Source organism: Bradyrhizobium sp. INPA03-11B (genome assembly GCF_040446015.1).
Lineage (GTDB): Bacteria > Pseudomonadota > Alphaproteobacteria > Rhizobiales > Xanthobacteraceae > Bradyrhizobium > Bradyrhizobium macuxiense_A.
In genome coordinates this window covers 21260-45901 of sequence record NZ_JASGSR010000030.1, presented here as the reverse complement: position 1 = coordinate 45901, position 24642 = coordinate 21260, and the positions used below count along the sequence as shown (strand labels likewise).

Below are 24642 nucleotides of genomic sequence, written 5' to 3'. Positions count from 1 at the left end.
GGAGGAATGATGGCAAACTGGTACAGCGAATGCTCGCCGCTCGAACGGCGCACCTTCTGGGCAAGCTTCGGCGGCTGGGGCCTCGATGCGCTCGACGTCCAGATGTTCAGCCTCGCCATTCCGGCGTTGATCACCGCGTTCGGGATCAGCAAGGCCGATGCGGGTCTGCTCGGCTCGGTCACGCTGTTCTTCGGCGCATTCGGCGGCTGGCTTGGCGGCGCGCTCGGCGATCGCTTCGGGCGGGTGAAGGCGCTGCAGATCACGGTCGCGACCTTTGCGCTCGCGACCTTCGCCTGCGCCTTCGTGACGAGCTACCCCCAGTTGCTGGTGCTGAAGGCCATTCAAGGTATCGGCTTCGGCGCCGAATGGGCCTGCGGCGCGGTGCTGATGGCCGAGATCATTCGCGCCGAGCATCGCGGCAAGGCGCTCGGTGCCGTGCAGAGCGCCTGGGCGGTCGGCTGGGGCGCCGCGGTGCTGCTCTCGGCTTTGGTGTTTAGCTATGCGCCTGCCGATATCGCCTGGCGGATCCTGTTCGCGGTCGGCCTGATCCCGGCGCTCCTGATCCTCTATATCCGCCGCGGACTGAAGGAGCCGCCGCGTGCCGCATCGCGCGCGGCCGAGCCGCCGTTCTTCGCAACGCTCGCCGGCATCTTCCACCGCGACGTGCTGCGGTCGACCTTGATCGGCGGCCTGTTCGGCATCGGCGCCCATGGCGGCTATGCCGCGCTGACGACGTTCCTGCCGACTTATTTGCGCGAAGTACGGCATCTCTCGGTGCTCGGCTCCAGCGCCTATCTCGCGGTCATCATCGTTGCCTTCTTCTGCGGCTGCGTGGCCTCCGGGATCATCAGTGACCGGATCGGACGGCGCGCCAACGTGACGTTGTTCGCGGCGGCCTGTGTCGTCACGGTGCTGGTCTACATCTTCGCGCCGCTCTCCAATTCGCAGATGCTGGTGCTCGGCTTTCCTCTCGGCTTCTTCTCGGCGGGCATTCCCGCCAGCATGGCGGCGCTGTTCAGCGAGCTCTATCCCGCCGGCGTGCGCGGCACCGGTGTCGGCTTCTGCTACAATTTCGGCCGCATCGTCTCCGCGGCGTTTCCGTTCCTGGTCGGCTATCTCAGCGATCACATCGGCCTTGGGGCTGCGATCGGGATCGACGCGGCGTTTGCCTATTCGCTGGTGCTGGTCGCGGTGCTGATGCTGCCGGAAACCCGCGGCAAGGTTTTCGAGCAGGCCACCGCTGCGCGCGCGTGATGATGAGGAATGATCATGACATCGGACCAACATGGCTTGACGCGGCGCCGGTTTGCCGCGGGGATGGTTGCCGCGCTGTCGGCGGGCGGCTTGGCGAGCAGGGTGAGGGCTGACGTGCCGCAACCGGCGATCGATACCCACGCCCACGTCTTCCATCGCGCCCTGAAGCTCGCGCCGGGCCGGCGCTATGCGCCCGACTACGACGCGCCGCTCGCGCTCTATCTGCAGCAGCTCGACCAGAACGGCACCACCAACGGCGTGCTGGTGCAGCCGAGCTTTCTCGGCACCGACAATTCCTATCTGGTCGAATGCCTGAAGGCGACGGGCGGCCGCCTTCGCGGCATCGCGGTGGTCGATCCCACGGTCGCAGCCGAGGAGCTTCGTGAGCTCGATCGCGCCGGCGTCGCCGGCATTCGTCTCAATCTGGTCGGCCAAAAGCTGCCCGATCTGGCGTCGACGGAGTGGACGGCGCTGCTGGCACAGGTCAGGACACTTGACTGGCAAGTCGAGATCCAGCGCAACGCGACGGACCTTGCGATGCTCGCGCCAACGCTGCTCGACCATGGCGTGAAGGTCGTGCTCGATCACTTCGCCTTGCCCGATCCGAAGCTCGGCATCGACGATCCCGGATTCCAGGCCGTGCTCAAGCTCGGCGCAACGCGCAATGTCTGGGTCAAGGTCTCGGCGCCGTATCGCAACGGTCCCAACGGAGAGGCATTCGCGAAGCAGGCCTATCCGCTGCTGCGCAATGCTTATGGCGTCGACCGGCTGCTGTGGGGCAGCGACTGGCCGCACACGCAATTCGAGTCGACGCAGAACTATGCGAAGAACCGCAAATTCCTCGACGAGCTCGTCACCGATGCCGATGAGCGCGCGCGCGTGCTCGCATCACCGCGCGAGCTGTTTCGGTTCTAGCTCACCCGTCCAGCTCGCGCGCGATTGTACCGAGTGCTCTGAATGGCGTCGTTGCAGCCGTGCTACGATGACGCCATCGGTCGCGGATGACCGGAGCACAAGGACACGCACGATGCAGCGGCGTTATATCACCGTCGACGTTTTCACCGACCGCGCCTTCGGCGGCAACCCGCTCGCCGTGGTCCTCGACGCCGAGGGGCTGTCGACCGCGCAGATGCAGGCGATTGCGACCGAGTTCAACTATTCCGAGACGACCTTCGTGCTGCCGCCGCAGGACAAGGCCAACGACGCCAACGTTCGCATCTTCACGCCGGTCAGGGAGCTGCCGTTCGCCGGGCATCCCAATGTCGGTACCGCCTTCGTGCTGGCTCAGCTTGCGAAGGAGCCGAAGCCGCGTCTGGTCTTCGAGGAGAAGGCGGGGCTGGTGCCGGTCGATATCGCGCGAGAGGGCGACAAGGTCGTTGCCACCGAACTGACCGCGCCGCAGCCGTTGTCGCGCCTGGCGCAGTTCTCCGCAACCGAGGTCGCGAGCCTGATCTCGCTCACGGCAGACGACATCAGGACGGATCGCCAGGCACCGCAGGTGGTCAGCGTCGGGACGCCATTCCTGGTCTTCGAGGTCGCATCGCGCGATGCGGTGCGGCGGGCAAAGCCGGATGCGGCGGCGTTCGGCCGTTTTTTCCCGCGTGACGGCGCGTTCTCCGCGTATTTCTACACGCGCGATGTCCCCGCCGCGGAGGCGCCGTGCGATCTGCAGGCGCGGATGTTCTTCCCGGGATCAAGCGGCCTGATCGAGGATCCGGCGACGGGCAGCGCCACGGTCGCGGCGGCCGCGCTGCTTGCGGCGCTCGATCCGCTGCGCGACGGCACCGTGAAGCTGACGGTCGGGCAGGGTTTTGACATGGGCCGGCCGAGCCTGTTGCTGACCCGCGTCCGCAAGCAGGACGGTGCTGTCCTATCCGCGCATGTCGGCGGGGCCTGTGTGCAGATGATGCAGGGGACGTTGCGCCTGGAGGGGGAAGGCTAAAGCGTTTTCGAGCGAAGTGGGTACCGGTTCGCGTGAAGAAAACGCGTCAAAACAAGAATCTAAAATCCCGTTCCGATACCATCGGAACGGGATTCTAGACCTGCGGCGCGGCGAGGTTCTCGATCTTCACCCCGTCGCGCTCCTCGATGATCTCGGCGATCCAGCGGCGGTGGCAATGCTCGTGGTCGCGCTCGTAGCAGAGGATGCAGACCGGGCCCGACTTCTTGACCAGCGCCGACAGCTCGTCGAGCTCTTCCTTGGCCTGTACCGTCTTGAGGTGCGCCGAATAGATCTTGTGCAGCAGCGCATATTGTCCGCTGCGCGCCGCCTCGCGCCCGCTCTTCGGCGTGCCGAGGCCGCGGAGGTGGACGTAGCCGATGCCGCGCTCGTCGAGGCCGGCGGCGAGCTGGGTCTTGGAGAAGCCGGGCCGGCGCGAGGAGGCGACCGCACGGACGTCGACCAGGAGCTTAATGCCGGCATCCTGGAGCTCGTCGAGCACGGCTTTCGACGGCGTCTGCTCGTAGCCGATGGTGAACAGCTTCCTCGCTTTCGCCATCGCTGCTCGCTCACTTCACCCGTTCGATCAGTTCCATCGCGCCCGCGGGCGCGCGGATCTTGCCCTCGTGGATCACGTAGGCGAACACGTCGCGCGGGGCCTTCTTCGGCGCCGTCTTGTCGACCTTCGGCAGATCGTCCGGCTCGCCGCCGCCGGCCCAGTCCTGAAAGCGCTTGGCCCAGGCGTCGAGCTGCTTCGGCGGATAGCAGGTCTTCAGTTCGTCATCGCCCTTCTGCAGCCGGGCATAGACGAAGTCGCTGGCGACGTCGGCAATCGCCGGATATTTGCCGTGCTCGGCAAACACCACCGGCACCTCGTGCTCGCGAATGAGGGCGACGAACTCGGGCACGCAAAAGCTGTCGTGACGCACTTCGACGACATGGCGCAGCGCGCGGCCGTCGAGCTCGCGCGGCAGCAGCTCGAGGAACTTGCCGAAATCGGCGCCGTCGAACTTCTTGGTCGGCGCGAATTGCCAGAGCACCGGGCCGAGCCGGTCCCTCAGCTCCAGCACGCCCGAATCATAGAACCGCTTCACCGAATCGCCGGCCTCGGCGAGCACACGCCGGTTGGTGGCGAAGCGCGGCCCCTTCAGCGAGAAGATGAAGCCATCGGGCACTTCGCTGGCCCATTTGCGAAAGCTCTCCGGCTTCTGCGATCCGTAATAGGTGCCGTTGATCTCGATCGAGGTCAGCTTGGAGGCGGCGTAGGACAGCTCTTTCGCTTGCGTGAGCTTCTCGGGGTAGAACACCCCGCGCCACGGCTCGAAGGTCCAACCGCCGATGCCGATATAGATGTTGCCAGCGTCCGTCTTGGTCGTCTTGGTGTCTGTCTTGGTCGCCTTGGTGGGAGCTTTGGCCACGACTGCACTCATCGTGAGGGAGGGGAACAGGCATCGAGAGTAGTCAAAATAATCGTGATTGGCCAGTTTGCCAGATTGGCGCGGGGATGCTTATCGTCGTCGCCGCTCTTCGCTACGATGCGCCAAAACGGAGAACAACACATGCGCATGCTGGTTGCGGCCGCCCTCCTGATCACGTCCTCCGCTGCCATATCGTTCGCTGCAATGGCCGACGAGGTCGACGATGCGCACAAGCTCGCGATCACCGGCCGCGACGCCTACTGGAATTGTCTCGCCCGCGAATATCCCCGCGACAGCAACAAGGCGATGTCCGACCAGGAGTTCACCTCGCTGATCGCCAATGTCTGTCCCTCGGAGCGGCAGAACTTCCGGGTGTCGCTGATCGATTTCCTGTCGCTGCAATTTCCGAAGCAAGATGCCGACGCGAATCTGACGACCGCCAACCGCGCGATCGAGCTGGCGCAGAAGGACATCGTGACCGCCTTCACCCGGCGCAGGGCCGCCGCGAAATAGGTTCCCGAATCCTGTTGCGGCCGGCCGATTTTTGATATCAATCCGCGCAGGCGAGGGGATGATCGGCATGCGCTCACAATCGACGGCAGGGTTCCTGGGCGCATTGGTCGCAGCCATCGCGCTCGCGGCAGCGTTCATCTACGGGCCGTCGCCGAGCCAGCTCCGTAACCCGACCCAGCCCGCAGCGGCGCCGCAGGCGGCGCCCGCCGCCGAGGCCGCGCCGGCGGCCCCGGTGCCACGCGGCCCGGTGATCCGGGAAGTCCCGAACAACTAGCGCCAGGATGCCCTCCAGACCGCCCCTTGCGAACCGCATGGCGGCTTCCTATCTGGCTCATAACGGCGACGTTGCAGCTTAAGGGCTCCGGCGCTGGGACGACCACGACAATGTCGGCTGCGCCGGATGTACGCGCGCCCCTTGTTCGTGGTCGTTGGCATTTTCAGGGGTATTTTGCCCCGTTTTCCCGCTTTCCGAGACCGCGTTTGGGCCGGCCCGCCTTGGCAGCGGGGGAGGCTGCGGCTATACGCTGGCGCTCATGAACGAAGCCATCAAGCCGAGCCCCGAAACCGCATTGCCGGCAGCAAGTCTGCCGCAGCTTTCGGTGGTCGTCCCGACCTTCAACGAGCGCGACAATGTCACGGTGCTGTACCGCCGGCTCGACGCGACCCTCAAGGACGTGTCCTGGGAGGTCATCTTCGTCGACGACAATTCGCCCGACGGAACCTGGGACGTGGTGCGCGCGCTGGCGCGGAAGGATTCCCGCGTGCGCTGCATCCGCCGAATCGGCCGGCGCGGCCTGTCCGGCGCCTGCATCGAGGGCATCCTGGCATCGAGCGCGCCCTATGCCGCCGTCATGGACGCCGACCTGCAGCATGACGAGACCCAGCTCCCGAGGATGCTGGCGCTGCTGCAGAGCGGCGAGGCCGAGCTCGTGGTCGGCAGCCGCTACATCGAGGGCTACAAGGCCGACGGCTTCAACAAGCAGCGCGCCGGCGCCAGCGCCTTCGCCACCGAGATCGCGCGCCGCGCGCTGAAGGTCGAGGTCGCCGATCCGATGAGCGGCTTCTTCATGATCCGCCGCGACCGTTTCGAGCAGCTCGCGCCGCAGCTCTCGACCCAGGGCTTCAAGATCCTGCTCGATGTCGTGGCGACGGCAGAAGGCAAGCTGCGCACGGTCGAAATCCCCTACACGTTCGGCGCCCGCCAGCATGGCGAGAGCAAGCTCGATTCGATGGTCGCGCTCGACTTCCTCGGCCTGGTGCTCGCGAAGCTGACCAACGACCTGATCTCGCTGCGCTTCATCCTGTTCGCCGCGGTCGGCGGGCTCGGCCTGCTGGTGCATCTCAGCGTGCTGTTCATCGCGCTGGAACTGTTCAAGGCGCCATTCCCGGAGGCCCAGGCCACCGGCGCGATCGTCGCCATGACCAGCAACTTCATCCTCAACAATTTCCTGACCTACCGCGACCAGCGGCTGAAGGGCTTTGGCATCCTCCGCGGCCTGCTGCTGTTCTATCTGGTCTGCAGCGTCGGCCTGCTGGCCAATGTCGGCGTCGCGTTCTCGGTCTACGACCAGGAGCCGATCTGGTGGCTTGCGGGCGCGGCCGGCGCGCTGATGGGCGTGGTGTGGAACTACGCGATGTCCGGGCTGTTCGTCTGGCGCAAGCGATGACGGTGGCATGAACGCGAACGAGGCGCGGCTGGCCCGGAACACTGCGCTTGCGGTGTGCGCGCTGGTCGGGTTGCGGCTGGCCGCCGCCGCATGGACGCCGCTGACTTTCGACGAAGCCTATTACTGGATGTGGTCGAAGTCGCTCGCCGGCGGCTACTACGACCATCCGCCGATGGTGGCGGTGGTGATCCGGCTCGGCACCATGATCGCTGGCGATACGCCGTTCGGCGTGCGGCTGGTGTCGATCGTGCTCGCATTGCCGATGAGCTGGGCGATCTACCGGGCCGCCGAGATCCTGTTCGGCGGCCAGCGCATTGCTGCGAGCGCAACGATCCTGCTCAATGTCACGCTGATGGCCGCCGTCGGCACGTTGATCGTGACGCCGGATGCGCCGCTGCTGGTTGCGTCCAGCTTCCTGCTGTATGCGCTCGCGAAGGTGCTGGAGAGCGGCCGCGGCGCCTGGTGGCTTGCGGTCGGCGCCAGCGCTGGCCTGGCGCTGCTGTCGAAATACACCGCGCTGTTCTTCGGTCCCGCGATCCTGATCTGGCTTGCGAGCGTGCCGAAGCTGCGGCGCTGGTTTCTCTCGCTTTGGCTCTATCTCGGCGGCCTGGTTGCGGCCGGCCTGTTTGCGCCGGTCATCCTCTGGAATGCCGATCACCACTGGGTGTCGTTCATCAAGCAGATGGGCCGCGCCCGGATCGAGGACTTCCGGCCGACCTACATCGCCGAGCTGATCCCGACGCAGTTTGCGTTCGCGACGCCGCTGATCTTCATCCTCGGCGTGATGGGCCTCTATGCGCTCTACCTGCGCCGCGCCGGCGCGATGGCCGCGCGCGTGCTGATCAACAGCATGTTCTGGACCATCGTGGTCTATTTCACCTGGCACGCGCTGCATGCGCGGGTCGAGGCCAACTGGTTCGCGCCGGTCTATCCGGCCTTCGCGGTGGCGGCCGCGGTCGCAGCAATCCAGGTGCAGTGGGCGCCGCGCGAGCAGCGCATGATCGATTTCTGCCGTCGCTGGGCTGCCCCAACAGGCGTCGTGATGTTCGCGCTGCTGATCGTGCAGGCCAACACCGGCGTGCTCTCGGGTTACCGCCGCGACGCCACCGTGCGCAGCGTCGGCGTCGGCTGGCGGGAACTCGCAGGCGAGATCGAGGCAGCACGCGTGCGCACCGGCGCGAGCTGCGTGCTGGCGCCGGACTACGGCACCACCGGCTGGCTTGCCTTCTATCTCCCCAAGGGCACCTGCGTCGCACAACAGGGCCAGCGCATTCGCTGGGTCAACATGTCAGAGCCGAGCCCGGCGCAGCTGTCCGGCAGGCTGCTGTATGTGCATGAGGTCGAGCAGGAGATGCCGGCCGCGCTGCGCGACAATTTCGCCCATGTCGAAACCGTGGGCGAGGCCAGGCGCATGCGCGGGCCGTTGGTGATCGAGACCTACGCGCTCGATCTGCTGGAGGGCGCAAAGGGCGATGTCCTGGACCGTTCGCCGCCCCCGGAACTGCAATAAGATCGTCGCCGTTGAGTGTCGGATCGCCCGAGGCCGGGTCGTCTTCCAGGAAGCCCGTCAACCACGCGAGGTTCCAACATGACCAGTTCCGTCCTCAAGCCGGCCGCCGAACTCGCCAGCACCAACGCCAGGCGCTTTCCCAACGAGAGCGCGGAGTATCGCCGCGCGCGCCAGGCGCTGCTCGTCGAGGAGATCGAGCTGCGTCGTCATATCGAGCGCGTCGCCGAGTTGCGCCGCGCGCTGCCGCCGGGCGGCGAGGTGACGAAGCGCTATGAGTTCACCAGCGAGTCTGGCGCCGCGTCGCTCGCCGATCTCTTCGGCAGCAAGCAGACGCTCATCGTTTACAGCTACATGTTCGGCCCGCAGCGCGAGAAGCCGTGTCCGATGTGCACATCGTTCATGAGCACATGGGAGGAGAAGCTGCCCGATATCGAGCAGCGCGTGTCGCTGGTGTTCGTGGCGCGCTCGCCGATCGCGCGATTGATCGAGGCGAAGCGGGCACGCGGCTGGACGCGTCACAAGATCTACGCGGATACGTCGGGTGACTACACGCGCGACTATGTCAGCAAGGATGACGGCGATCTGCCCGGCTACAATGTCTTCACACGCCACGACGGCACGATCCGGCATTTCTGGGCCGGCGAAATGGGGGCGGGCACGATGGACCCCGGCCAGGACCCGCGCGGTGCGCCGGATATGGATCCGCTCTGGACTTTGCTCGACACCACGCGCGAGGGCCGCGGCACGGACTGGTATCCGAAGCTCAGCTATTGAGGGATGGTTTTTGCTTGATCCCCGCGCGATTACGGGGCGATCGGGAAGGAAATTCTCTCCTGAATTTATTCCAGCATGCGGCGCCTACGCGGCGTGCCGGAATGTCCCATCATGGGACAAAAAAGCCGCTTTGGCGGTCCGATGTCATCTTAAAAAAGCCCTACGCCACAGGCACTTCCCGCGTTGCAGGGGATCGCATCCGGTTAAGTCGCATTTAACTAAAAGTCGCCTTAATGGCCGTCTGTGCCCCCGCGCGACGTTGAGCCGAACACCGTTCGACCGTGCGTCGAGTGAGGGACAAAGGTGGACCTGTTTTGAGCGCCGGGCGTATGGGTACGAGTGCGAGTGCGTATGTTCTTGGGGCGGCAAGCCGCAAGAAATCCTCCCGAAAAATCCTCCCACAGCATTTCCTCGGCAGCGCCGCGGTGGCGGGGCTGGTGCTTGGCTGCGCCTGGACTGTCTACGCCAACATCTTTGCGGCGGGCGTCTATCCGTCGGTTGGCAGCGCATCGTTTGATGCGCCGGTGGTGAAGCGCCCCGTCGCGGTCGCCGCACGGCCGACCCCGGCGTTCAACGAGGTGTTCGCGTCCTTGGCGCCGGCGCCGGTGGCGCCCGCCAAGAGCGAGGTGGCGAAGTCGGAAGCCGCGGCACCTTCGCTTATGTTTAACGATCGGTTTGCGGCGGCATCGCCCGAGGGTGTTGCGTCCAGCGTCGTGGCCGACGCCGCAACGCAGATCGACCCGATCAAGCAGGCCGCCGCACCAAAGGCCGAAGCGGCGAGGGCGGTCGCAACTGCTGAGCTCGCCGAAACATCGAAGCCGTTGCCGGCACCGAAATCGGTCGAGACCGCCAAGAAGCAAGCCGCGGCCAATCTGAAGGTGGCGCTGAACGATCCCGCTGCCAATGTGCAGCCCAAGGCGGCTGAGAAGGCAGCTGAGAAGGCTACCGAGCCGAAGCCGGCCGAGGTCAAGCAAGCCGTGAAATCCAGCGGCGTTCGCGACATGGCTGCGCGTGCCAAGGCCGCAGTGATGTCGATCGCGTCGAGCGAACGGCAGACCATGGTCGAGAAGCTGTGGGGCAAGCGCGAGTCGAGCGGCGGGCTGCTGTCGTTTGCCTCCGCCGATGCCAACGTCACCGGCAGCATTCCCTCGACGCTGGACCAGAACCCGATGCTCGGCGGCTCGCCGCCCTATGACCGCCAGACCGCGGTCTACGACATCTCGGCCAAGACCGTGTATCTGCCCGACGGCACGCGGCTTGAGGCGCATTCCGGCCTCGGCTCGAGGCTCGACGATCCCAGGTCCTCGCACATGAAGATGGTCGGCGTGACGCCGCCGCACATCTACGAACTGAAGCCGCGCGAAGCACTGTTCCACGGCGTGCCGGCGCTGCGCCTCAATCCGATCGGCGGCGAAGGCAAGATCTTCAACCGCGATGGTCTGCTCGCGCATACCTTCATGCTCGGCCCGAACGGCGACTCCAACGGCTGCGTCTCGTTCAAGGACTATTACGCGTTCCTCGACGCCTACCGCAACAAGGGCATCCGCCGCCTCGCGGTGCTCTCGCGGATTCAATAGCCGCATTCTGCGGGAGGGAGCTTGCCCCTTGGTCTGTCCGCTCGCCGTCAACTATCCTCGGCGGCGTATCAGCGCGTTGAGCGTGGAATTCTAACCGACAGGGTCGATCGGCGTGGTCAGGCCAAGGCGCGCTTCGATCGCTTCGGCGGCCTCCAGGCACTGGTCCTCGCGGAAGCGCCGGCCAGTGACGAGCACCCCGATGGGCAGTCCGGTGACGCTATCCCGTCCGGCCGGGACGCAGGCTGATGGCAGACCGAGCAGGTTCGCTGGCACGACCGGACGCATCAGTTCCTTGGCCGCGGCAGCGCCGGCGGCAGTCGCTGAATCGACGCCATGCTCGAACGGCAATTGCGTCCATGTTGGTGACAGCAGCAGGGGCCGCTCCGCCATGAAGCTCGACCAAGCGCGCGCGATGGCGTGCCGCTCCACCATCAGATTGGACCAGGCCGTGGTGTCGGCCAGTTGCGGTATCAGCGCCTGGAAGCTCTGCAGGAACGTCATCGCATCCGGGCCCATCATCTGCGACAACGGATCGAGGACCGACGTGAAGTCGCCCATGATAAGGCGCGCCCAGCAGTCGATCGCTTGCTCATAGCGCGGCGGGGCGATTTCTTCGACCACATATCCGGCATCAGCCAGGGCCGCCGCGGCGCGGCGGACGGTCGCTGCGATGACCGGATCGATGCTGCCCCCCGGTGGCTCGGGCAGAACGGCCACGCGCAACGGTCGAGCCCCGGCCGGCCCCGCAAAGGGCGCATCGATCGACCACGGGTCGCGCGGGTGCGCTCCCATCAAGACGCGCAATGCAAGCCGCACGTCAGCGACCCGGCGCGCCATCGGTCCCTGAACATTCATCAATTGCACCGCAAGCAGGCTTCCCTCGACCGGACCACACTCTGCATCGGGAACGCGCCCGGCAGAGGGCCGGATCGAAGCGATGCCGCAGGCATTGGCCGGATTGCGCAGCGATCCGCCGATGTCGTTGCCGAGGCCGATCGGGGTCATGCCGCTGGCGAGCGCCACCGCGTCGCCTCCGCTCGAGCCGCCGGCGGTGCGATCCGGATGCCAGGGATTGCGCGTCAGCCCGTGCAGCGAACTGACGGTGTGGATGCGCAGCGCCATATCCGGCAGGTTGGTTCTGCCGATTGGGATCGCGCCAGCGGCGCGCATCCGTTCGACAACGGGTGCGTCCATCGGCACCACGGCTTGCGCCAGAGCCTGTACGCCCCAGGTGGTCGGCAGGCCCGCCATATCGATGTTCTCTTTGACCGTGAAGGGAACGCCATGCAGTGGACCGATCGCCTCGCCGGCGGCCAGCCGCCGGTCGGCCAGTTCAGCCGCCGCTCGGGCTTCATCAGCCAGGACGTGGACCACTGCATTCAAGGCTGGATTGACGGCGTCGATGCGCGCCAGGTGCGCGTTCACGACCTCCGCCGAGCTCAATTGCCGTTCCGCAATGCGGTGCGCAAGTTCGGTTGCAGACAGTTGCCAAATCTCGCTCATCGCTCACTCCCACGTGCCGGGCCTGTGACGGCTTCGCATTTGTTTGGTCGGCTGAGCGGCGGGGTCATGGATGACCGAGACCGCCGCAGCGCCGATAGCATGCATCAAATCCTGCATCGCTGGAACCGACCAGTCGATTGTTGCTATACTGCGGCGACCAAATCATCGGTCGAAAACCCAATGCATCCTGCTCCGCTCATCGAAACCCCACCGCCGATCACGACCGAGGCGTTCGTCGAGGCCGGCGCGGCGGTCGCCCGCCTCGAAGAGATCTACGAGCGCAACACCGGGTTTCTGCGCAATCGCTTCGAGGCCTATGTCAACGGCGTGCCGTTCACGACGCGGGTGCGCGCGCATTACCCGTTCGTCCGCATCACGACCTCGTCGCATGCCCGGCTGGATTCCCGGCTTGCCTACGGCTTCGTCGCGGGGCCTGGTATCCATGAGACCAGCATCACGCGGCCGGATATTTTCCGGACCTATCTCACCGAGCAGATCGGGCTGCTGATCAAGAACCATGGCGTGGCGGTCGAGATCGGCGAGTCCAGCGAGCCGATTCCGATCCATTTCGCCTACCGGCGCGACATCAATATCGAGGCGGCGCTGACCATCGCCGACAGTTCGGCGTTCACAAGGTCGCTGCGCGACATCTTCGACACGCCCGATCTTGCCGCGATGGACGATGCGATCGCCGACGGCACTTTCGAGCTGACGCCGGGCACGCCCGAGCCGCTGGCGCTGTTCCGCGCCGCGCGGGTCGATTACTCGCTGCGCCGGCTCTATCACTACACCGGCACCGACCCGGAGCATTTCCAGAATTTCGTGATCTTCACCAACTACCAGTTCTATGTCGACGCCTTCGCGCAATCGAGCCTGCAGCGGCTCGCGTCGGGCGAAGAAGGGATCGAGGCGTTCGTCGCGCCCGGCAATCTGGTCACGCGCAGTGCGCGGCTCGGCGGCGGCACCACGGGGACGGCATCGGACCGCGTGCCGCAGATGCCGGCATTTCATCTCGTCGAGCCCGGCTATCGCGGCATCACCCTGATCAATATCGGGATCGGCCCGTCGAACGCGCGCAACATCACCGATCACGTCGCGGTGCTGCGGCCGCATGCCTGGTTGATGATCGGGCATTGCGCGGGCTTGCGCAACACACAGCGGCTCGGCGACTACGTGCTGGCCCATGGCTATGTCCGCGAGGATCACGTGCTCGATCACGAGCTGCCGCTATGGGTGCCGATCCCTGCGCTGGCGGAGATGCAGGTCGCGCTGGAGGAAGCGGTCGGCGAGGTGACCGGGCTCTCCGGCTTCGAGCTGAAACGGCTGATGCGCACTGGCACGGTCGCGAGCGTCGACAACCGCAACTGGGAGATCAGCGGGCCGCAGGTGATCCGGCGGATGTCGCAATCGCGCGCGATCGCGCTCGACATGGAATCGGCGACGATCGCCGCCAACGGCTATCGCTTCCGCGTGCCTTACGGCACGCTGCTGTGCGTCTCCGACAAGCCGCTGCATGGCGAGATCAAGCTCGCGGGCATGGCGAGCGAGTTCTACCGCCAGCGCGTCGGCCAGCATCTTCAGATCGGGCTGAAGGCGCTGGAGCGGCTCAAGCAGCAGGAATCCGAGCGGCTGCATTCGCGCAAGCTGCGCAGCTTCGCCGAGGTCGCGTTCCAGTAGAGCATGATCCGGAAAAGTGCGAAGCGGTTTTCCGAAAAGATCATGCTCAAACAATAAGCTGAAGCGCCGGGTGCGCGGCGATCACGCCGCGACCGACTTCAACAATTGCATCTCGGCACCGATCGCGGCCTTGACCTGCGGCCGCGCCTGGATCCGCGCCAGGTAGCTGCCGAGATCGGGCCATTGCGCAACGTCGACACCGGCGTGGCGCAGCAGCAGCAGGGCCCAGGCGAGATACCCGTCGGCGACCGTAAAACGGTTGCCGACCAGGAATTCTCGGCTTGCGAGATGCGCCGATGGCACCGACAAGGTCTGCCCGATCCTGGCGCGCGGTTTGGCAAGCGACGCCTCATCCTTGTACCAGAAGGTCGGAAACAGGAATCCCTTGTGAATCTCGGTGCCGATGAAGCTCAGCCATTCCTGCAGGCGGTAACGATCCGGATCGCCGGGTGCCGGCGCGAGGCCGAGTTTGGGCTTCAGGTCGGCGATGTATTGCAGCACCGCCGCGCTCTCCGTCAGCCGCTCGCCGTTCTCGAGTACCAGCACGGGCACCGCACCCTTCGGCGAAACCGTGCGGAAGTCGCCGTCGTCCTCCAGCACCTTCTTGGTCCAGAGATGGACCATGTGGTAGCGCGCGTCGATCCCGGCCTCCATCAGGGCGATGCGGCTGGCGAGCGAGCAGGCCATCGGCGAGAAATAGAGCTCAAGCATGATGGTGCTCTCAGGCGAGGGCGTCGCCGCGGGCGATGATCGCGAAGCGGTCCGACAGTTCGGCGAGTGCGACGTCGTGAATGAGTTTTGCGGCAATCGTGGCGCCCTTGCCGTCGGGCAGGTCGCGGGTGGCGCAGCTCTCGGCGTCGATGGTGGTGCGGAAGCCGAGATCGAGCGCGGCGCGCGCGGTCGAGCTCACGCACATATGGGTCATGAAGCCGGCGAGCACGAGCTCCTTGCGCCCGGTCGCGACGAGCTGCGCGTTGAGGTCGGTGCCGGCGAATGCGTTCGGCAATTGCTTCTCGATCACGATCTCGCCGGGCTGCGGTGCCAGCGGCGCGACGATCGCGCCGCGCTCCGCGCTGCGATCGAACAGGCTTCCCGGCGCTCCCTTGTGCGCGATGTGGATGATCTTGGCGCCGCTTTCCCGCGCGCGGTTGAGCAACGCGGTGGCGCGCGCAATCGCGGGATTGGCGTCGGGCAAAGCGAGGGGGCCTGCGAGATATTCGTTCTGGATGTCGATCAGCACCAGGCAGCTGTCACTGAGACGGGGCGGGGTGAGGTCGATACCGGCAAGCTGCATCAATGTCTTGGCTGCGGTCATGGTCCTGAGATCTCCAGCGGGTTGGCACCGAAAATATAGCCGCGGACCGGCCTGCCGTTATGCAGGGATATTGCAGCCGATGGCTGCGTTATTGCAGGTGGGCCGGGCACCATGTAGCCTGCCGCCATGAACTGGGATGACCTTCGCATCATCGCGGCCGTCAGGGACGAGGGCACCTATGCCGGCGCCAGCGCGCGGCTGCGCATCGACGAGACCACGGTCGGCCGCAGGCTGGCGCGGATCGAACGCGCGCTCGGCCTGCGGCTGTTCGAGGCCGCCGACGGCGTCCGCAAGCCGACCCGGCAGTGCGACGTGGTGCTCGCGCACATCCAGGCGATGGCGGCGCATGCCGAGGAGATCGGCCGGATCGGCGAGAGCCTGCCGGGCCCGGTCGGCAGGCTGCGCGTCGCCTCCACCAACGCGATCGCGGAGGAAGTGCTGGCGCCGCGCACCGGCGAATTGCTGCGCGCCCATCCGGGCCTGACGCTGCAGTTTCTGACGTCGAGCGATAACGTGAAATTCTCGCGCTGGGAGGCCGATCTCGCGATCCGCCTGCGCAAGCCGGACAAGGGCGATTTCGCGATCTCGAAGCTCGGCGAGGTCAGGCTGTATTTCTTCGAGCCGGCCGCGACGGCAGCGGCAGAAGCGGTGACGTGTGCGTATCCCGATGAGCTTGGCGCGATTCCGGAAATGCAGTTCCTGCGCGCGAAGCGGCTTCGCGCGCGCTGCGTCACCGACAATGTCCGCATCATCCACAAGATCATCCAGTCGCACCAGGCGGTCGGCGTGCTGCCGGAGCATAGTTGCGCGGACCTTTTGACGGATCGCCGCCTGCGCGCCACGCTGCTGCCGAAGCGGCGCGACGTCTGGCTGCTGGTGCAAAGCCATCTCAAGCGCGATGCAGCGACGCGCGTCACCATCGACTGGTTGCGCGCTTGCTTCCAGGACGTCGCGCGCAGCGGATGACGCGCCCTCGTAGTGATCGGACGGGGCGCGACGCCTGGGTCACAGCGCCGGCTAGCTGGTCAACAAGGTGGTGGAGGCGGAGCGGGTGGCGAAGGCCAATCTGATCCGCCGGCAGGAGGCGATCGCGGCGACGCGTTCGCTCCTCAACACAGCCAAGCTGATGGAGGAGACCCCTCTGCTGCTGCTCAAGGAGCTGGAGTCGCTCGAGCGGCTGGTCGAGAAGGTCGGCCGCATCGACCTGCACGCGGGCGAGGGCCAGGGCCTCGATGCGCTCCTGACCAAGCTGGTCCGCCTCAAGGCGCCCGAGAGCGCGTAACAAGAAGGGCCGCCCACGGGCGGCCCTTCGCCGTCATGAACCAGGTGATGGAACCGGATTGCAGCGTTTTACCGTGCACCGAAATTGGAACCCCGTTCCGCGGTTCTACGGTGCGAACATGTGCATTTTGCTGTTGCGTCCGTCGGTGCATTTGCATCTAACTCTTTGAGTACTGCTCGTAGAGAATTCCGCCTTACGGCCAAGCGTTTGGAGTTGGTTTTTTGAACGTGCGTCTGAGTGAGTTGGTTATGTGTCGCATCACCACGGGGCGGCGCCAGTGAGGTTCTCCGGCGGGACCGGTAATCGCCTTCTCGCAACATTGCCGGCAGCGGATCTCGATCTGCTCGGGCCTGACCTGGAAACGGTCGCGCTCGATCAGGATGCGGTCCTGACGCGAGCCGGCGACGAGATCGACTATGTCTTCTTTCCGCATAGCGGTGCGATCCTGCTGATGATCGACATGGCGGACGGGCACACGGTCGCGACCGGTGTGGTTGGGCGCGAAGGCGTGGTGGGCAGTCTTTCGGTGCTCGGCTCGTCGCCATCGGGCATTACCGCGGTGGTTGGGGCCGCGGGCACCGCCTCGCGGCTCCCCGCGGCACGCTTTCATGCCGCTTTCGGCCGTAGTGCCGCGATCCGGCAGGCGATGCAGAAGCACATCAGATCGATGCTGATCCAGTTCCAACGCGGCTCCGCCTGCAATGCTCTGCACCCGGTCGAAGCCCGCATGGCGCGCTGGCTGCTCCAGCTTCGCGATCGGATCGACAGCGATGTCCTCCCGTTGACCCAGCACGCGCTGTCGCAAATCCTCGGCGTGCGACGAACGACGGTGACGCTGCTGATGCGCAACCTTCGCACGCGCGGCGCAATCCGGTCCGAGCAACGAGGCCGGATCGAGATCGACCGGTCACGGCTCTCGGCGCTGGCGTGCGAATGCCACCGCATCATGCGTGTCGAAGCCGAGGAGATTTTCTCGGGCCACCAATCCGGCGCGGCGGCTCGAACCGACGATCCGCGCATCTCGGAGGCCGAAACCGACGACGCGATGTGAGCGCGCGGCGAGCGCGATCAACGGCGCCGCCGCCGATCAGGCCGCCGGGTCGAGGCCGCTGTTGTCTCGAGCCTGGCGATCTCGCGCAGCTCTTTCGCCGTCCGGCGCAATTCATTGCGCTCCGGACCCGGCTTCAGCCGTCGTGCCTCGTCGAGAAAGTCCTTGGCCTGCAGCAGCCAGGGCGATGCTTTCGTTGCGATCTGCATGTGCGACATGGTGTCCCTCCATCGCGATCGTCAATGATCTGCGTCGGCGTTCAGACCGGCGGCCCGGCACCGCGCCGCCGCACGCGGATGCTGGGCTCGTCGACCCAGGCCTCGCGCGCGAACCAGGCATGATCGGTGCGGCAGAACGGGCAACGGGTGCGCGAGAAGAACACCGTGCTGCGTCTAAAGCTCTCGCGATCGGTCGTGATGCCGGTGGGTATCGCGTGTCCGGTTTGCGGACATTTCACCATGAGCATGCCCATGTGAGCCCTCGATATTGCTTTCTTGCCTCTTGCAGAAAAGCACCGGCCGGTCGGAATGCGCCTCTTGAAGGTGCGGTTACTTGGGGAGCATCGCGCACCTGCGGCGTTTGACGAGCATCGGGCAGTGGGGGCTGCATGCTCGTCTGTGGGCTTATTCCAACCGGCCGGATCCCTCCTCGAACGAATCCTCAATACGACTTTGGGCGCCGCCTTTTTGTCAGGCGGCTTGCTTGATCACCCTCGCGACGTGCGTTCTCACCGGCGCAGCCATGTCCGCCGCAAGCCTCTCGCCAAGCACCCACAAGTCCCTGTTTTGGTCGGATGCCAGCTGGAAGGTCTTGCGGGCATGCTCGGCAGACAAAGCCAGGGCATCGGTGGCTGACCTGGCGCCGAGGAGATGGACCAGGAACTCGAGCGCGGAGGCGGCATTGGCCTGCGAGATTTCGAACATCTTGAGCCCGTAGTCGGTCGCGCCTCGCGCATTGCACGAATAGATTTCGCCCAGCGCCTCCGCCATCTGCTCGGAGGCGGTTCGTGCGCGGGCAAGACCCTGTTCGGCAAGATTGCCGAAGCCCGGCAACGGCATTGCGAAGACGGTGGTGCCATTCGCTGTGACTTTCATCTCACCTTCACTCAAGACGCAGTCTCCCTCTCAAGCGAAAGCCTTCCTCGCAACGCTGCCGCGTCACGAGAGCCGACGCTCCGTGTTTGGTTCAGATTTTGGGTGAGCTTGAAATCCCGTCCCGACGCTACTGTGCGTGAATGCAAGCGCGATTGTCGGTTCGGTTTGCGACTCTTGCGAAGAATTTTTTTTGAAATGTCAACTCAGACCAACGTATGTTTACGGGGCCTGTGCATGACGTGGATATCGTGAGCAGCAGAACATTCCCGCTTCGCTGTGAGGTTGCGCAGGTCGCGTTGCGGAAGCGCAAGCGACGGATGTGCAGTCGCACATCATCGCTCGACGCTCGGGCGCCGCGAATTGATGGCGCAATTCATCGGGCGCACAACACGTGGTAGTGGATGCCGTAACCGGACACCGCCTTTGGCACAATTCGCATGGTCCATGGGGCCTGCCGCAGCCGAATTCCTGCAAACAAGGAGTGCCGGGGCGGGACATATTGGGATAACCTTCGTCCGCCGTGGTCCATTCGGCCAGCCGTCAACCCGTCGGTGAAGCCAATGCAGCAGATTGCGGAATGGCTCGAGAAGCTGGGGCTTGGGCAATACGCGCTGCGTTTTGCCGAGAACGGCATCGACGTCGGTGTTCTTCCCGAATTGACGGATGAAGACTTCGACCGGCTCGGCGTCTTGCTCGGCCATCGCCGCAAGATGCTGCGCGCGATCGCCGATCTCAATCAAGCCGAACTGATCGCCGCGCCGGTTTCACCGCACGATGCCGAGCGCCGCCATCTCACCGTGATGTTCTGCGACCTGGTCGGCTCGACGGCCTTGTCGGCGCGTCTCGATCCCGAGGACATGTGGGAAGTCATCCGCGCCTATCGTGCGGCCTGTGTGCGGGTGATCGCGACATACGATGGCGTCGTTGCCAGATTTATCGGCGACGGGATTCTCGCTTATTTTGGTTATCCCCGGGCCCACGAGGATGACGCGGAGCGCGCGGTGCGGGCCGGCCTCGACGTCATCGCCGCAATCGGCAAGCTCGAGACCCGCGCGGACGAGGGGGTCGCGGTGCGGATCGCGATCGCGAGCGGGCTCGTCGTGGTCGGCGACCTCGTCTCCGGCGCCGTGTCGGAGGAGCAGGCGCTGGTCGGCGATGCGCCGAACATCGCCGCGCGGTTGCAGAGCCTGGCGGAGCCGGGTGTCGTCGTCGTGGCCGCCTCGACGCGCCGGCTGCTCGGCAATCTGTTCACGCTCCGCAACCTCGGTCGCCGCGAGGTCAAGGGCATCTCCGAGCCGATCGCGGTGTGGGCTGTCGAAGGCGAGCCGGCATCGGAAAGCCGTTTCGAGGCGGTGCGCACCGCGCGCTTGATCGGCTTCGTCGGCCGCAAGGCGGAGATCGAATTTGCGCTGTCGCGCCAGCAACTGGCGTGGCAGGGCCAGGGTCAGGCGGTGCTGATATCGGGCGAAGCGGGTATCGGCAAATCCCGCATCGTGGCGATGCTCTCCGACAGCCTGGTGCCCGAGACGTATCGCCGTGTGCGGTATCAATGCTCGCCCTATCACACCAACAGCGCGCTGCATCCCTTCGTCGCTCAGCTCGAGCGTGCCGCCGGCATCCGCTCGGAAGATGTGCCGGAGCGGAAGCTGGACAAGCTCGAAGCCATGCTGGCGCTCGGGACGCAGCAGGTCGCCGCCGCGACGCCGTTGATCGCGGCGCTGCTGTCTATCCCGACCGGTGACCGCTATCCGCCGCTCGGCCTGAGCCCGGCGCAGCAGCGGCGGCAGACATTCGCAGCGTTGCTCGACCAGCTCGAGGGCCTCGCCCGGCAGCAGCCGGTGCTTGTCGTCTGCGAAGACATGCATTGGGCCGATGCCACGTCGCTCGAATTGCTCGACCTCGCGGTTGACCGGATCAGGGGACTACCGATCCTTATGCTCATGACGTTCAGGCCGGAGTTCGAACCGGCTTGGGCGGGGCTCGGCAATGTCAGCCTGCTGCGGCTCGATCGGCTCGACCGGCAGGACACGCGCGCCCTGATCGAGCAGGTGACCGTCGGCCGGTTGCTGCCCGGCGAGATGATGACACAGATCATCGAGCGGACGGATGGTGTCCCGCTGTTCGTCGAGGAGCTGACCAAGATGGTCATGGAGTCGGGGCTGCTCGTCGAGAATGCCGGACGCTATCGCCTCGACAATCCGCTGCCGCCGCTCGCGATCCCGGCGACGCTGCAAGATTCGCTGATGGCTCGGCTCGACCGCCTGGCGCCGGTCAAGGAGGTGGCGCAGATCGGCGCAGCGATCGGCCGTGAGTTCTCCTATGCGCTGCTGCGCAGCGTGGCCGGGCGCGACGATCTGACGCTTGCCGCGGCGCTCGCCCAGCTCGAAGAAGCCGAGTTGCTGTTGCGCCGAGGCACGCCGCCGGATGCAAGCTACAGCTTCAAGCACGCGCTGGTCCAGGAAGCGGCTTATGAGAGCTTGCTCAAGAGCCGCCGGCAACTGCTCCACAAGCAGATCGGCGACGTGCTGCGCGCCAAGTTTGCCGAGATCGCCGAGATCGAGCCGGAGGTCGTTGCTTATCATTTCACCGAGGCAGGGCTCGGCGAGACAGCGCTGGCGTGGTGGCGCAAGGCGGGTCAGCAGGCGCTGAAGCGCTCGGCCTATTGTGAGGCGATCGCGCATCTCGGCAAGGCGGTCGCCATCGCCGATGAACTGCCCGACGAGCCGGGTCGGATGATCGGCCGGCTCCATCTGCAGATCGCCTACGGCCGCGCGTTGCGGGGCAGTCTCGGACACAGTGCCCCCGAGACGGTGGCCGCCTGGACGCGCGCCCGGCGGTTCGCCTCTGATATCGATGATCCAATCGAACTGGCGCCGATCCAGTCGGGCCTCTTCAACGCCTGCTTGACCCACGGCGAGCTCGCGCCGATGCGGGAGTTGGCGGAGGCGATCATGGGAGCGGCGGAACAGCATCGGGAATCGCCGGTGGCGACGATCGTCGCGCGCTGGACCAGCGGGGTGACCTCGTGGTTCGCGGGCGACTATCTGAACGCGGGCATCCATCTCGAGCAGGCGTTCGCTGCCTATGGGACCGAGCGGGATCCGGCAACGTTCAAGGCGTCGACGCTCGATCTGCCGTTCGTCATCATGAGGTTTCTGGCTCTCGTGCTTTGGCCGCGCGGCGAGATCGATCGGGCCCGGCAGCTCGCGGGCGCAGCAGTGAGCGTCTCCGGCGAACAGCGCGCGCTCGCGCGTGCCAATGCGCTGGTTCACAAGGCGGTTTTCGACGGGCTGTGCGGCAGCCGCTTGCGGCAGACCGAGACGATCCTTGCCCTGGGACTGGCGCAGGATCACACGATGCCGCTGTATGTCGCCGCCGGCACCTATCTCAATGGTTTGGCGAAATGGCGCGCCGGCGACCGGGCGGCAGGTCTCGCGGACATGCAGCGCGGCTGGACACTGCTTCACGAGAACGACTGCTACCTCTGTGATCCGTTCTGGGGAGTGCAAATTGCGGTGGCGAATGCAGAGGCCGGCTTTGTCGAGGCGGGACTCGACATCATCAGCGAGCTGATCGACGCGACGGCGCAATCCGGGCAGCGCTGGCTGGATGCCGAGCTCCACCGCGTGTTGGGTGAGCTGCGGGCGCGTCGCGACACCCCTGACATTTCCGGCGCCGAGGATGCCTTCCACCGCGCACTCGAAATTGCTCGAAGGCAACAGACCAAGACGTTCGAACTGCGCAGCGCGCTGGGACTTGCACGCCTATACGTCGGCAATGGCCGGGTGGATGTGGTGCCGGGGGTGCTTGCGCCGGTGCGCGCATGCTTCGATGCCGGGCAGGATCTCGCCGAGATCGGGGAGGCCGACGAACTGCTCGGCCATGCGGATTGGCCGGGCCGCCACTTCCGTGCATCCTGAAGGACGTCGGTGGCGATGAACAAAAACCCCGGCATCGCTGCCGGGGTTTTGCATTACGTGGATGCCTTGAGTGGCTGGATCAGAAGTCCATGCCGCCCATGCCGCCGCCCGGAGGCATCGCGGGGCCGCCGGCGTTCTTCTTCGGCAGCTCGGCAACCATCGCTTCCGTGGTGATCAGCAGCGCAGCAACCGAGGCAGCGTTCTGGATCGCGGTGCGGACGACCTTGGTCGGGTCGATGATGCCCTTCTTGACGAGGTCGGCGTAGTCGCCGGTCTGGGAGTCAAAACCGTGATTGTAGGTCTTGTTCTCCAGGATCTTGCCGACGATGACCGAACCGTCTTCACCGGCGTTGATCGCGATCTGGCGAGCCGGAGCCGACAGCGCCTTGCGCACGATCTCGACGCCGGTCTTCTGGTCGTCGTTCTTGGTGCGCAGGCCCTTGAGCTGCTCGGAGGCACGGAGCAGGGCGACGCCGCCGCCCGGGACGATGCCTTCCTCGACAGCCGCACGGGTCGCATGCATCGCGTCATCAACGCGATCCTTGCGCTCCTTCACCTCGACCTCCGTCGCGCCGCCGACGCGGATCACCGCGACGCCGCCTGCGAGCTTGGCGAGACGCTCCTGCAGCTTCTCACGGTCGTAGTCCGAGGTGGTCTCCTCGATCTGCGCCTTGATCTGGGCAACGCGAGCGTCGATGTCGGCCTTCTTGCCGGCGCCGTTGACGATCGTAGTGTTTTCCTTGTCGATCATCACCTTCTTGGCACGACCGAGCATCTGCAGCGTGACGTTCTCGAGCTTGATGCCGAGGTCTTCCGAGATGGCCTGACCGCCGGTCAGGATCGCGATGTCCTGCAGCATGGCCTTGCGGCGATCGCCGAAGCCCGGGGCCTTCACGGCCGCGACCTTCAGGCCGCCACGCAGGCGGTTGACGACGAGGGTGGCGAGTGCCTCGCCTTCGACGTCTTCAGCGACGATGACCAGCGGCTTGCCGGTCTGCACCACAGCCTCGAGCAGCGGAAGCAGCTCGTTCAGCGAGGAGAGCTTCTTCTCGTTGATCAGGATGTAGGCGTCGTCCATCTCAACGCGCATCTTGTCGGCGTTGGTGACGAAGTAGGGCGAGATGTAGCCGCGGTCGAACTGCATGCCCTCGACGACGTCGAGCTCGGTCTCGAGCGACTTGGCTTCCTCGACCGTGATCACGCCCTCGTTGCCGACCTTCTTCATGGCGTCGGCGAGGAACTTGCCGATCTCGGCATCGCCGTTGGCCGAAATGGTGCCGACCTGGGCGATCTCCTCGTTCGAGGTGACCTTCTTCGAGTTCTTCTGGAGGTCCGCAACGACGGCTTCGACCGCGAGGTCGATACCGCGCTTCAGGTCCATCGGGTTCATGCCGGCGGCAACCGACTTGGCGCCTTCCTTCACGATCGCCTGGGCGAGCACGGTCGCCGTGGTGGTGCCGTCGCCGGCCGCGTCAGCGGACTTGGAGGCGACTTCGCGCACCATCTGGGCGCCCATGTTCTCGAACTTGTCCTCGAGCTCGATCTCCTTGGCGACGGTGACGCCGTCCTTGGTGATGCGGGGAGCGCCGAACGACTTCTCGAGCACCACGTTGCGGCCCTTCGGACCGAGGGTGACCTTCACCGCGTTGGCGAGAACGTCGACGCCGCGCAGCATCTTGTCGCGCGCCTCGACGGAGAATTTGACTTCTTTAGCTGCCATCTGAGTTTTTCCTTGAAAGATTTAACCTGGGAGGGAGGGAGGCGCTTAGGCCGCCTTCTTCTTGGAAGCGGGGACGTCGAGCACGCCCATGATGTCGCTTTCCTTCATGATCAGCAGGTCTTCGCCGTCGATCTTGACCTCGGTGCCCGACCACTTGCCGAACAGGACGCGGTCGCCGACCTTGACGTCGATGGGGATCAGCTTGCCAGCTTCGTCGCGGCCGCCCGGGCCAACGGCGATGACTTCACCCTGGGAGGGCTTTTCCTTGGCACTGTCCGGAATGATGATGCCGCCAGCGGTCTTCTCTTCGGCGTCGATACGCTTAACCACGACGCGGTCGTGAAGCGGACGGAATTTCATGCAGTCCTCCTAAACATTTGCGGATGCTGTAGATTTTTGGAGTTTTAGCAGTCCAGCCCAGCGAGTGCCAG

The 24642-nt window shown here is 65.5% G+C and carries 23 protein-coding genes and 1 pseudogene; 14 read left to right on the top strand and 10 right to left on the bottom strand.

The features are described 5' to 3' along the window. The first annotated feature begins 9 nt into the window (after positions 1-9). The 3 genes from QMZ05_RS15305 (at position 10) to QMZ05_RS15295 (ending at position 3196) form a co-directional block, all read left to right on the top strand. Complete coding sequence (locus tag QMZ05_RS15305; protein ID WP_353701504.1) at positions 10-1254, top strand: MFS transporter; 1245 nt, start codon at positions 10-12, stop codon at positions 1252-1254. Between the two features lie 15 nt (positions 1255-1269). Next, entirely contained in the window at positions 1270-2169 is a 900-nt protein-coding gene (locus QMZ05_RS15300; RefSeq protein ID WP_353701503.1) for an amidohydrolase family protein, read from the top strand. A 112-nt stretch (positions 2170-2281) separates the two neighbouring features. Beyond that, positions 2282-3196 carry a PhzF family phenazine biosynthesis protein gene (locus QMZ05_RS15295; RefSeq protein ID WP_353701502.1) on the top strand — a complete coding sequence of 305 codons (915 nt, stop codon included), beginning with the start codon at positions 2282-2284 and terminating at the stop codon, positions 3194-3196. A gap of 94 nt (positions 3197-3290) precedes the next feature. Here the strand turns inward: QMZ05_RS15295 and QMZ05_RS15290 are convergent, their stop codons facing one another. Beyond that, entirely contained in the window at positions 3291-3752 is a 462-nt protein-coding gene (locus tag QMZ05_RS15290) for a DUF488 domain-containing protein (RefSeq protein ID WP_353701501.1), read from the bottom strand. A gap of 10 nt (positions 3753-3762) precedes the next feature. Next, a complete protein-coding gene (locus tag QMZ05_RS15285) occupies positions 3763-4611 on the bottom strand; it encodes a DUF72 domain-containing protein (protein ID WP_353701500.1) in 849 nt (282 codons plus the stop codon). A gap of 141 nt (positions 4612-4752) precedes the next feature. Here QMZ05_RS15285 and QMZ05_RS15280 point away from each other — a divergent pair, with 141 nt between their 5' ends. The 6 genes from QMZ05_RS15280 (at position 4753) to QMZ05_RS15255 (ending at position 10652) form a co-directional block, all read left to right on the top strand. Further along, complete coding sequence (locus QMZ05_RS15280; RefSeq protein WP_353701499.1) at positions 4753-5124, top strand: hypothetical protein; 372 nt, start codon at positions 4753-4755, stop codon at positions 5122-5124. Between the two features lie 67 nt (positions 5125-5191). Next, on the top strand, positions 5192-5398 hold the full coding sequence (locus QMZ05_RS15275; protein WP_050422351.1) for a hypothetical protein: 207 nt from the start codon (positions 5192-5194) through the stop codon (positions 5396-5398). Positions 5399-5657: 259 nt separating this feature from the next. Beyond that, positions 5658-6791: a glycosyltransferase family 2 protein gene (locus tag QMZ05_RS15270; protein ID WP_353701498.1), complete on the top strand. Its 1134-nt coding sequence runs from the start codon at positions 5658-5660 to the stop codon at positions 6789-6791. 7 nt (positions 6792-6798) lie between these two features. After that, positions 6799-8301: a glycosyltransferase family 39 protein gene (locus QMZ05_RS15265; RefSeq protein ID WP_353701497.1), complete on the top strand. Its 1503-nt coding sequence runs from the start codon at positions 6799-6801 to the stop codon at positions 8299-8301. 78 nt (positions 8302-8379) lie between these two features. Then, positions 8380-9075: a DUF899 family protein gene (locus QMZ05_RS15260; RefSeq protein ID WP_353701496.1), complete on the top strand. Its 696-nt coding sequence runs from the start codon at positions 8380-8382 to the stop codon at positions 9073-9075. A 329-nt stretch (positions 9076-9404) separates the two neighbouring features. Continuing rightward, positions 9405-10652 carry a DUF2778 domain-containing protein gene (locus QMZ05_RS15255; protein ID WP_353701495.1) on the top strand — a complete coding sequence of 416 codons (1248 nt, stop codon included), beginning with the start codon at positions 9405-9407 and terminating at the stop codon, positions 10650-10652. Between the two features lie 90 nt (positions 10653-10742). On the opposite strand, the gene QMZ05_RS15250 is transcribed toward QMZ05_RS15255, so the two are convergent. Further along, positions 10743-12155, bottom strand: a complete 1413-nt coding sequence (locus tag QMZ05_RS15250) for an amidase (RefSeq protein WP_353701494.1) — start codon at positions 12153-12155, stop codon at positions 10743-10745. A gap of 180 nt (positions 12156-12335) precedes the next feature. On the opposite strand from QMZ05_RS15250, the gene QMZ05_RS15245 reads away from it, so the two are divergent. Beyond that, positions 12336-13832: an AMP nucleosidase gene (locus tag QMZ05_RS15245; protein WP_353701493.1), complete on the top strand. Its 1497-nt coding sequence runs from the start codon at positions 12336-12338 to the stop codon at positions 13830-13832. A gap of 81 nt (positions 13833-13913) precedes the next feature. On the opposite strand, the gene QMZ05_RS15240 is transcribed toward QMZ05_RS15245, so the two are convergent. Both QMZ05_RS15240 and QMZ05_RS15235 read right to left on the bottom strand, forming a co-directional pair. Then, positions 13914-14543, bottom strand: a complete 630-nt coding sequence (locus QMZ05_RS15240) for a glutathione binding-like protein (protein ID WP_353701492.1) — start codon at positions 14541-14543, stop codon at positions 13914-13916. A gap of 10 nt (positions 14544-14553) precedes the next feature. Then, complete coding sequence (locus QMZ05_RS15235; RefSeq protein WP_353701491.1) at positions 14554-15147, bottom strand: cysteine hydrolase family protein; 594 nt, start codon at positions 15145-15147, stop codon at positions 14554-14556. A 126-nt stretch (positions 15148-15273) separates the two neighbouring features. On the opposite strand from QMZ05_RS15235, the gene QMZ05_RS15230 reads away from it, so the two are divergent. From QMZ05_RS15230 to QMZ05_RS15220, 3 genes and pseudogenes are all read left to right on the top strand, one after another. Then, positions 15274-16113 carry a LysR family transcriptional regulator gene (locus QMZ05_RS15230; protein ID WP_353701490.1) on the top strand — a complete coding sequence of 280 codons (840 nt, stop codon included), beginning with the start codon at positions 15274-15276 and terminating at the stop codon, positions 16111-16113. 55 nt (positions 16114-16168) lie between these two features. Beyond that, positions 16169-16429: pseudogene (locus QMZ05_RS15225) on the top strand (hypothetical protein); the annotation flags it as partial. 277 nt (positions 16430-16706) lie between these two features. Then, entirely contained in the window at positions 16707-17480 is a 774-nt protein-coding gene (locus tag QMZ05_RS15220) for a Crp/Fnr family transcriptional regulator (RefSeq protein ID WP_353701489.1), read from the top strand. A gap of 17 nt (positions 17481-17497) precedes the next feature. Here the strand turns inward: QMZ05_RS15220 and QMZ05_RS15215 are convergent, their stop codons facing one another. The 3 genes from QMZ05_RS15215 to QMZ05_RS15205 form a co-directional block, all read right to left on the bottom strand. Continuing rightward, positions 17498-17695 carry a hypothetical protein gene (locus QMZ05_RS15215; protein ID WP_353701488.1) on the bottom strand — a complete coding sequence of 66 codons (198 nt, stop codon included), beginning with the start codon at positions 17693-17695 and terminating at the stop codon, positions 17498-17500. Between the two features lie 41 nt (positions 17696-17736). Further along, positions 17737-17949 carry a hypothetical protein gene (locus QMZ05_RS15210; RefSeq protein ID WP_353701487.1) on the bottom strand — a complete coding sequence of 71 codons (213 nt, stop codon included), beginning with the start codon at positions 17947-17949 and terminating at the stop codon, positions 17737-17739. A gap of 217 nt (positions 17950-18166) precedes the next feature. Continuing rightward, entirely contained in the window at positions 18167-18571 is a 405-nt protein-coding gene (locus tag QMZ05_RS15205; RefSeq protein ID WP_353701486.1) for a phasin family protein, read from the bottom strand. A 560-nt stretch (positions 18572-19131) separates the two neighbouring features. On the opposite strand from QMZ05_RS15205, the gene QMZ05_RS15200 reads away from it, so the two are divergent. Next, positions 19132-22491: an adenylate/guanylate cyclase domain-containing protein gene (locus QMZ05_RS15200; protein WP_353701485.1), complete on the top strand. Its 3360-nt coding sequence runs from the start codon at positions 19132-19134 to the stop codon at positions 22489-22491. A gap of 79 nt (positions 22492-22570) precedes the next feature. On the opposite strand, the gene groL is transcribed toward QMZ05_RS15200, so the two are convergent. Together groL and groES are read right to left on the bottom strand one after the other, a co-directional pair. Continuing rightward, a complete protein-coding gene (groL, locus tag QMZ05_RS15195; RefSeq protein WP_353701484.1) occupies positions 22571-24211 on the bottom strand; it encodes a chaperonin GroEL in 1641 nt (546 codons plus the stop codon). A gap of 45 nt (positions 24212-24256) precedes the next feature. Further along, positions 24257-24571, bottom strand: a complete 315-nt coding sequence (gene groES, locus QMZ05_RS15190) for a co-chaperone GroES (protein ID WP_021077770.1) — start codon at positions 24569-24571, stop codon at positions 24257-24259. Between the last annotated feature and the right edge of the window lie 71 nt (positions 24572-24642).

Coding starts and splice junctions, on each gene's coding strand:
- QMZ05_RS15300 (WP_353701503.1), top strand. CDS start 1,270: ATGACATCGGACCAACATGGCTTGACGCGGCGCCGGTTTGCCGCGGGG.
- QMZ05_RS15250 (WP_353701494.1), bottom strand. CDS start 12,155: ATGAGCGAGATTTGGCAACTGTCTGCAACCGAACTTGCGCACCGCATT.
- QMZ05_RS15210 (WP_353701487.1), bottom strand. CDS start 17,949: ATGGGCATGCTCATGGTGAAATGTCCGCAAACCGGACACGCGATACCC.
- QMZ05_RS15215 (WP_353701488.1), bottom strand. CDS start 17,695: ATGTCGCACATGCAGATCGCAACGAAAGCATCGCCCTGGCTGCTGCAG.
- QMZ05_RS15275 (WP_050422351.1), top strand. CDS start 5,192: ATGCGCTCACAATCGACGGCAGGGTTCCTGGGCGCATTGGTCGCAGCC.
- groES (WP_021077770.1), bottom strand. CDS start 24,571: ATGAAATTCCGTCCGCTTCACGACCGCGTCGTGGTTAAGCGTATCGAC.
- QMZ05_RS15295 (WP_353701502.1), top strand. CDS start 2,282: ATGCAGCGGCGTTATATCACCGTCGACGTTTTCACCGACCGCGCCTTC.
- QMZ05_RS15255 (WP_353701495.1), top strand. CDS start 9,405: ATGGGTACGAGTGCGAGTGCGTATGTTCTTGGGGCGGCAAGCCGCAAG.
- QMZ05_RS15290 (WP_353701501.1), bottom strand. CDS start 3,752: ATGGCGAAAGCGAGGAAGCTGTTCACCATCGGCTACGAGCAGACGCCG.
- QMZ05_RS15260 (WP_353701496.1), top strand. CDS start 8,380: ATGACCAGTTCCGTCCTCAAGCCGGCCGCCGAACTCGCCAGCACCAAC.
- QMZ05_RS15230 (WP_353701490.1), top strand. CDS start 15,274: ATGAACTGGGATGACCTTCGCATCATCGCGGCCGTCAGGGACGAGGGC.
- QMZ05_RS15200 (WP_353701485.1), top strand. CDS start 19,132: ATGCAGCAGATTGCGGAATGGCTCGAGAAGCTGGGGCTTGGGCAATAC.
- QMZ05_RS15235 (WP_353701491.1), bottom strand. CDS start 15,147: ATGACCGCAGCCAAGACATTGATGCAGCTTGCCGGTATCGACCTCACC.
- QMZ05_RS15240 (WP_353701492.1), bottom strand. CDS start 14,543: ATGCTTGAGCTCTATTTCTCGCCGATGGCCTGCTCGCTCGCCAGCCGC.
- QMZ05_RS15280 (WP_353701499.1), top strand. CDS start 4,753: ATGCGCATGCTGGTTGCGGCCGCCCTCCTGATCACGTCCTCCGCTGCC.
- QMZ05_RS15305 (WP_353701504.1), top strand. CDS start 10: ATGGCAAACTGGTACAGCGAATGCTCGCCGCTCGAACGGCGCACCTTC.
- QMZ05_RS15245 (WP_353701493.1), top strand. CDS start 12,336: ATGCATCCTGCTCCGCTCATCGAAACCCCACCGCCGATCACGACCGAG.
- QMZ05_RS15265 (WP_353701497.1), top strand. CDS start 6,799: ATGAACGCGAACGAGGCGCGGCTGGCCCGGAACACTGCGCTTGCGGTG.
- QMZ05_RS15270 (WP_353701498.1), top strand. CDS start 5,658: ATGAACGAAGCCATCAAGCCGAGCCCCGAAACCGCATTGCCGGCAGCA.
- QMZ05_RS15205 (WP_353701486.1), bottom strand. CDS start 18,571: ATGAAAGTCACAGCGAATGGCACCACCGTCTTCGCAATGCCGTTGCCG.
- groL (WP_353701484.1), bottom strand. CDS start 24,211: ATGGCAGCTAAAGAAGTCAAATTCTCCGTCGAGGCGCGCGACAAGATG.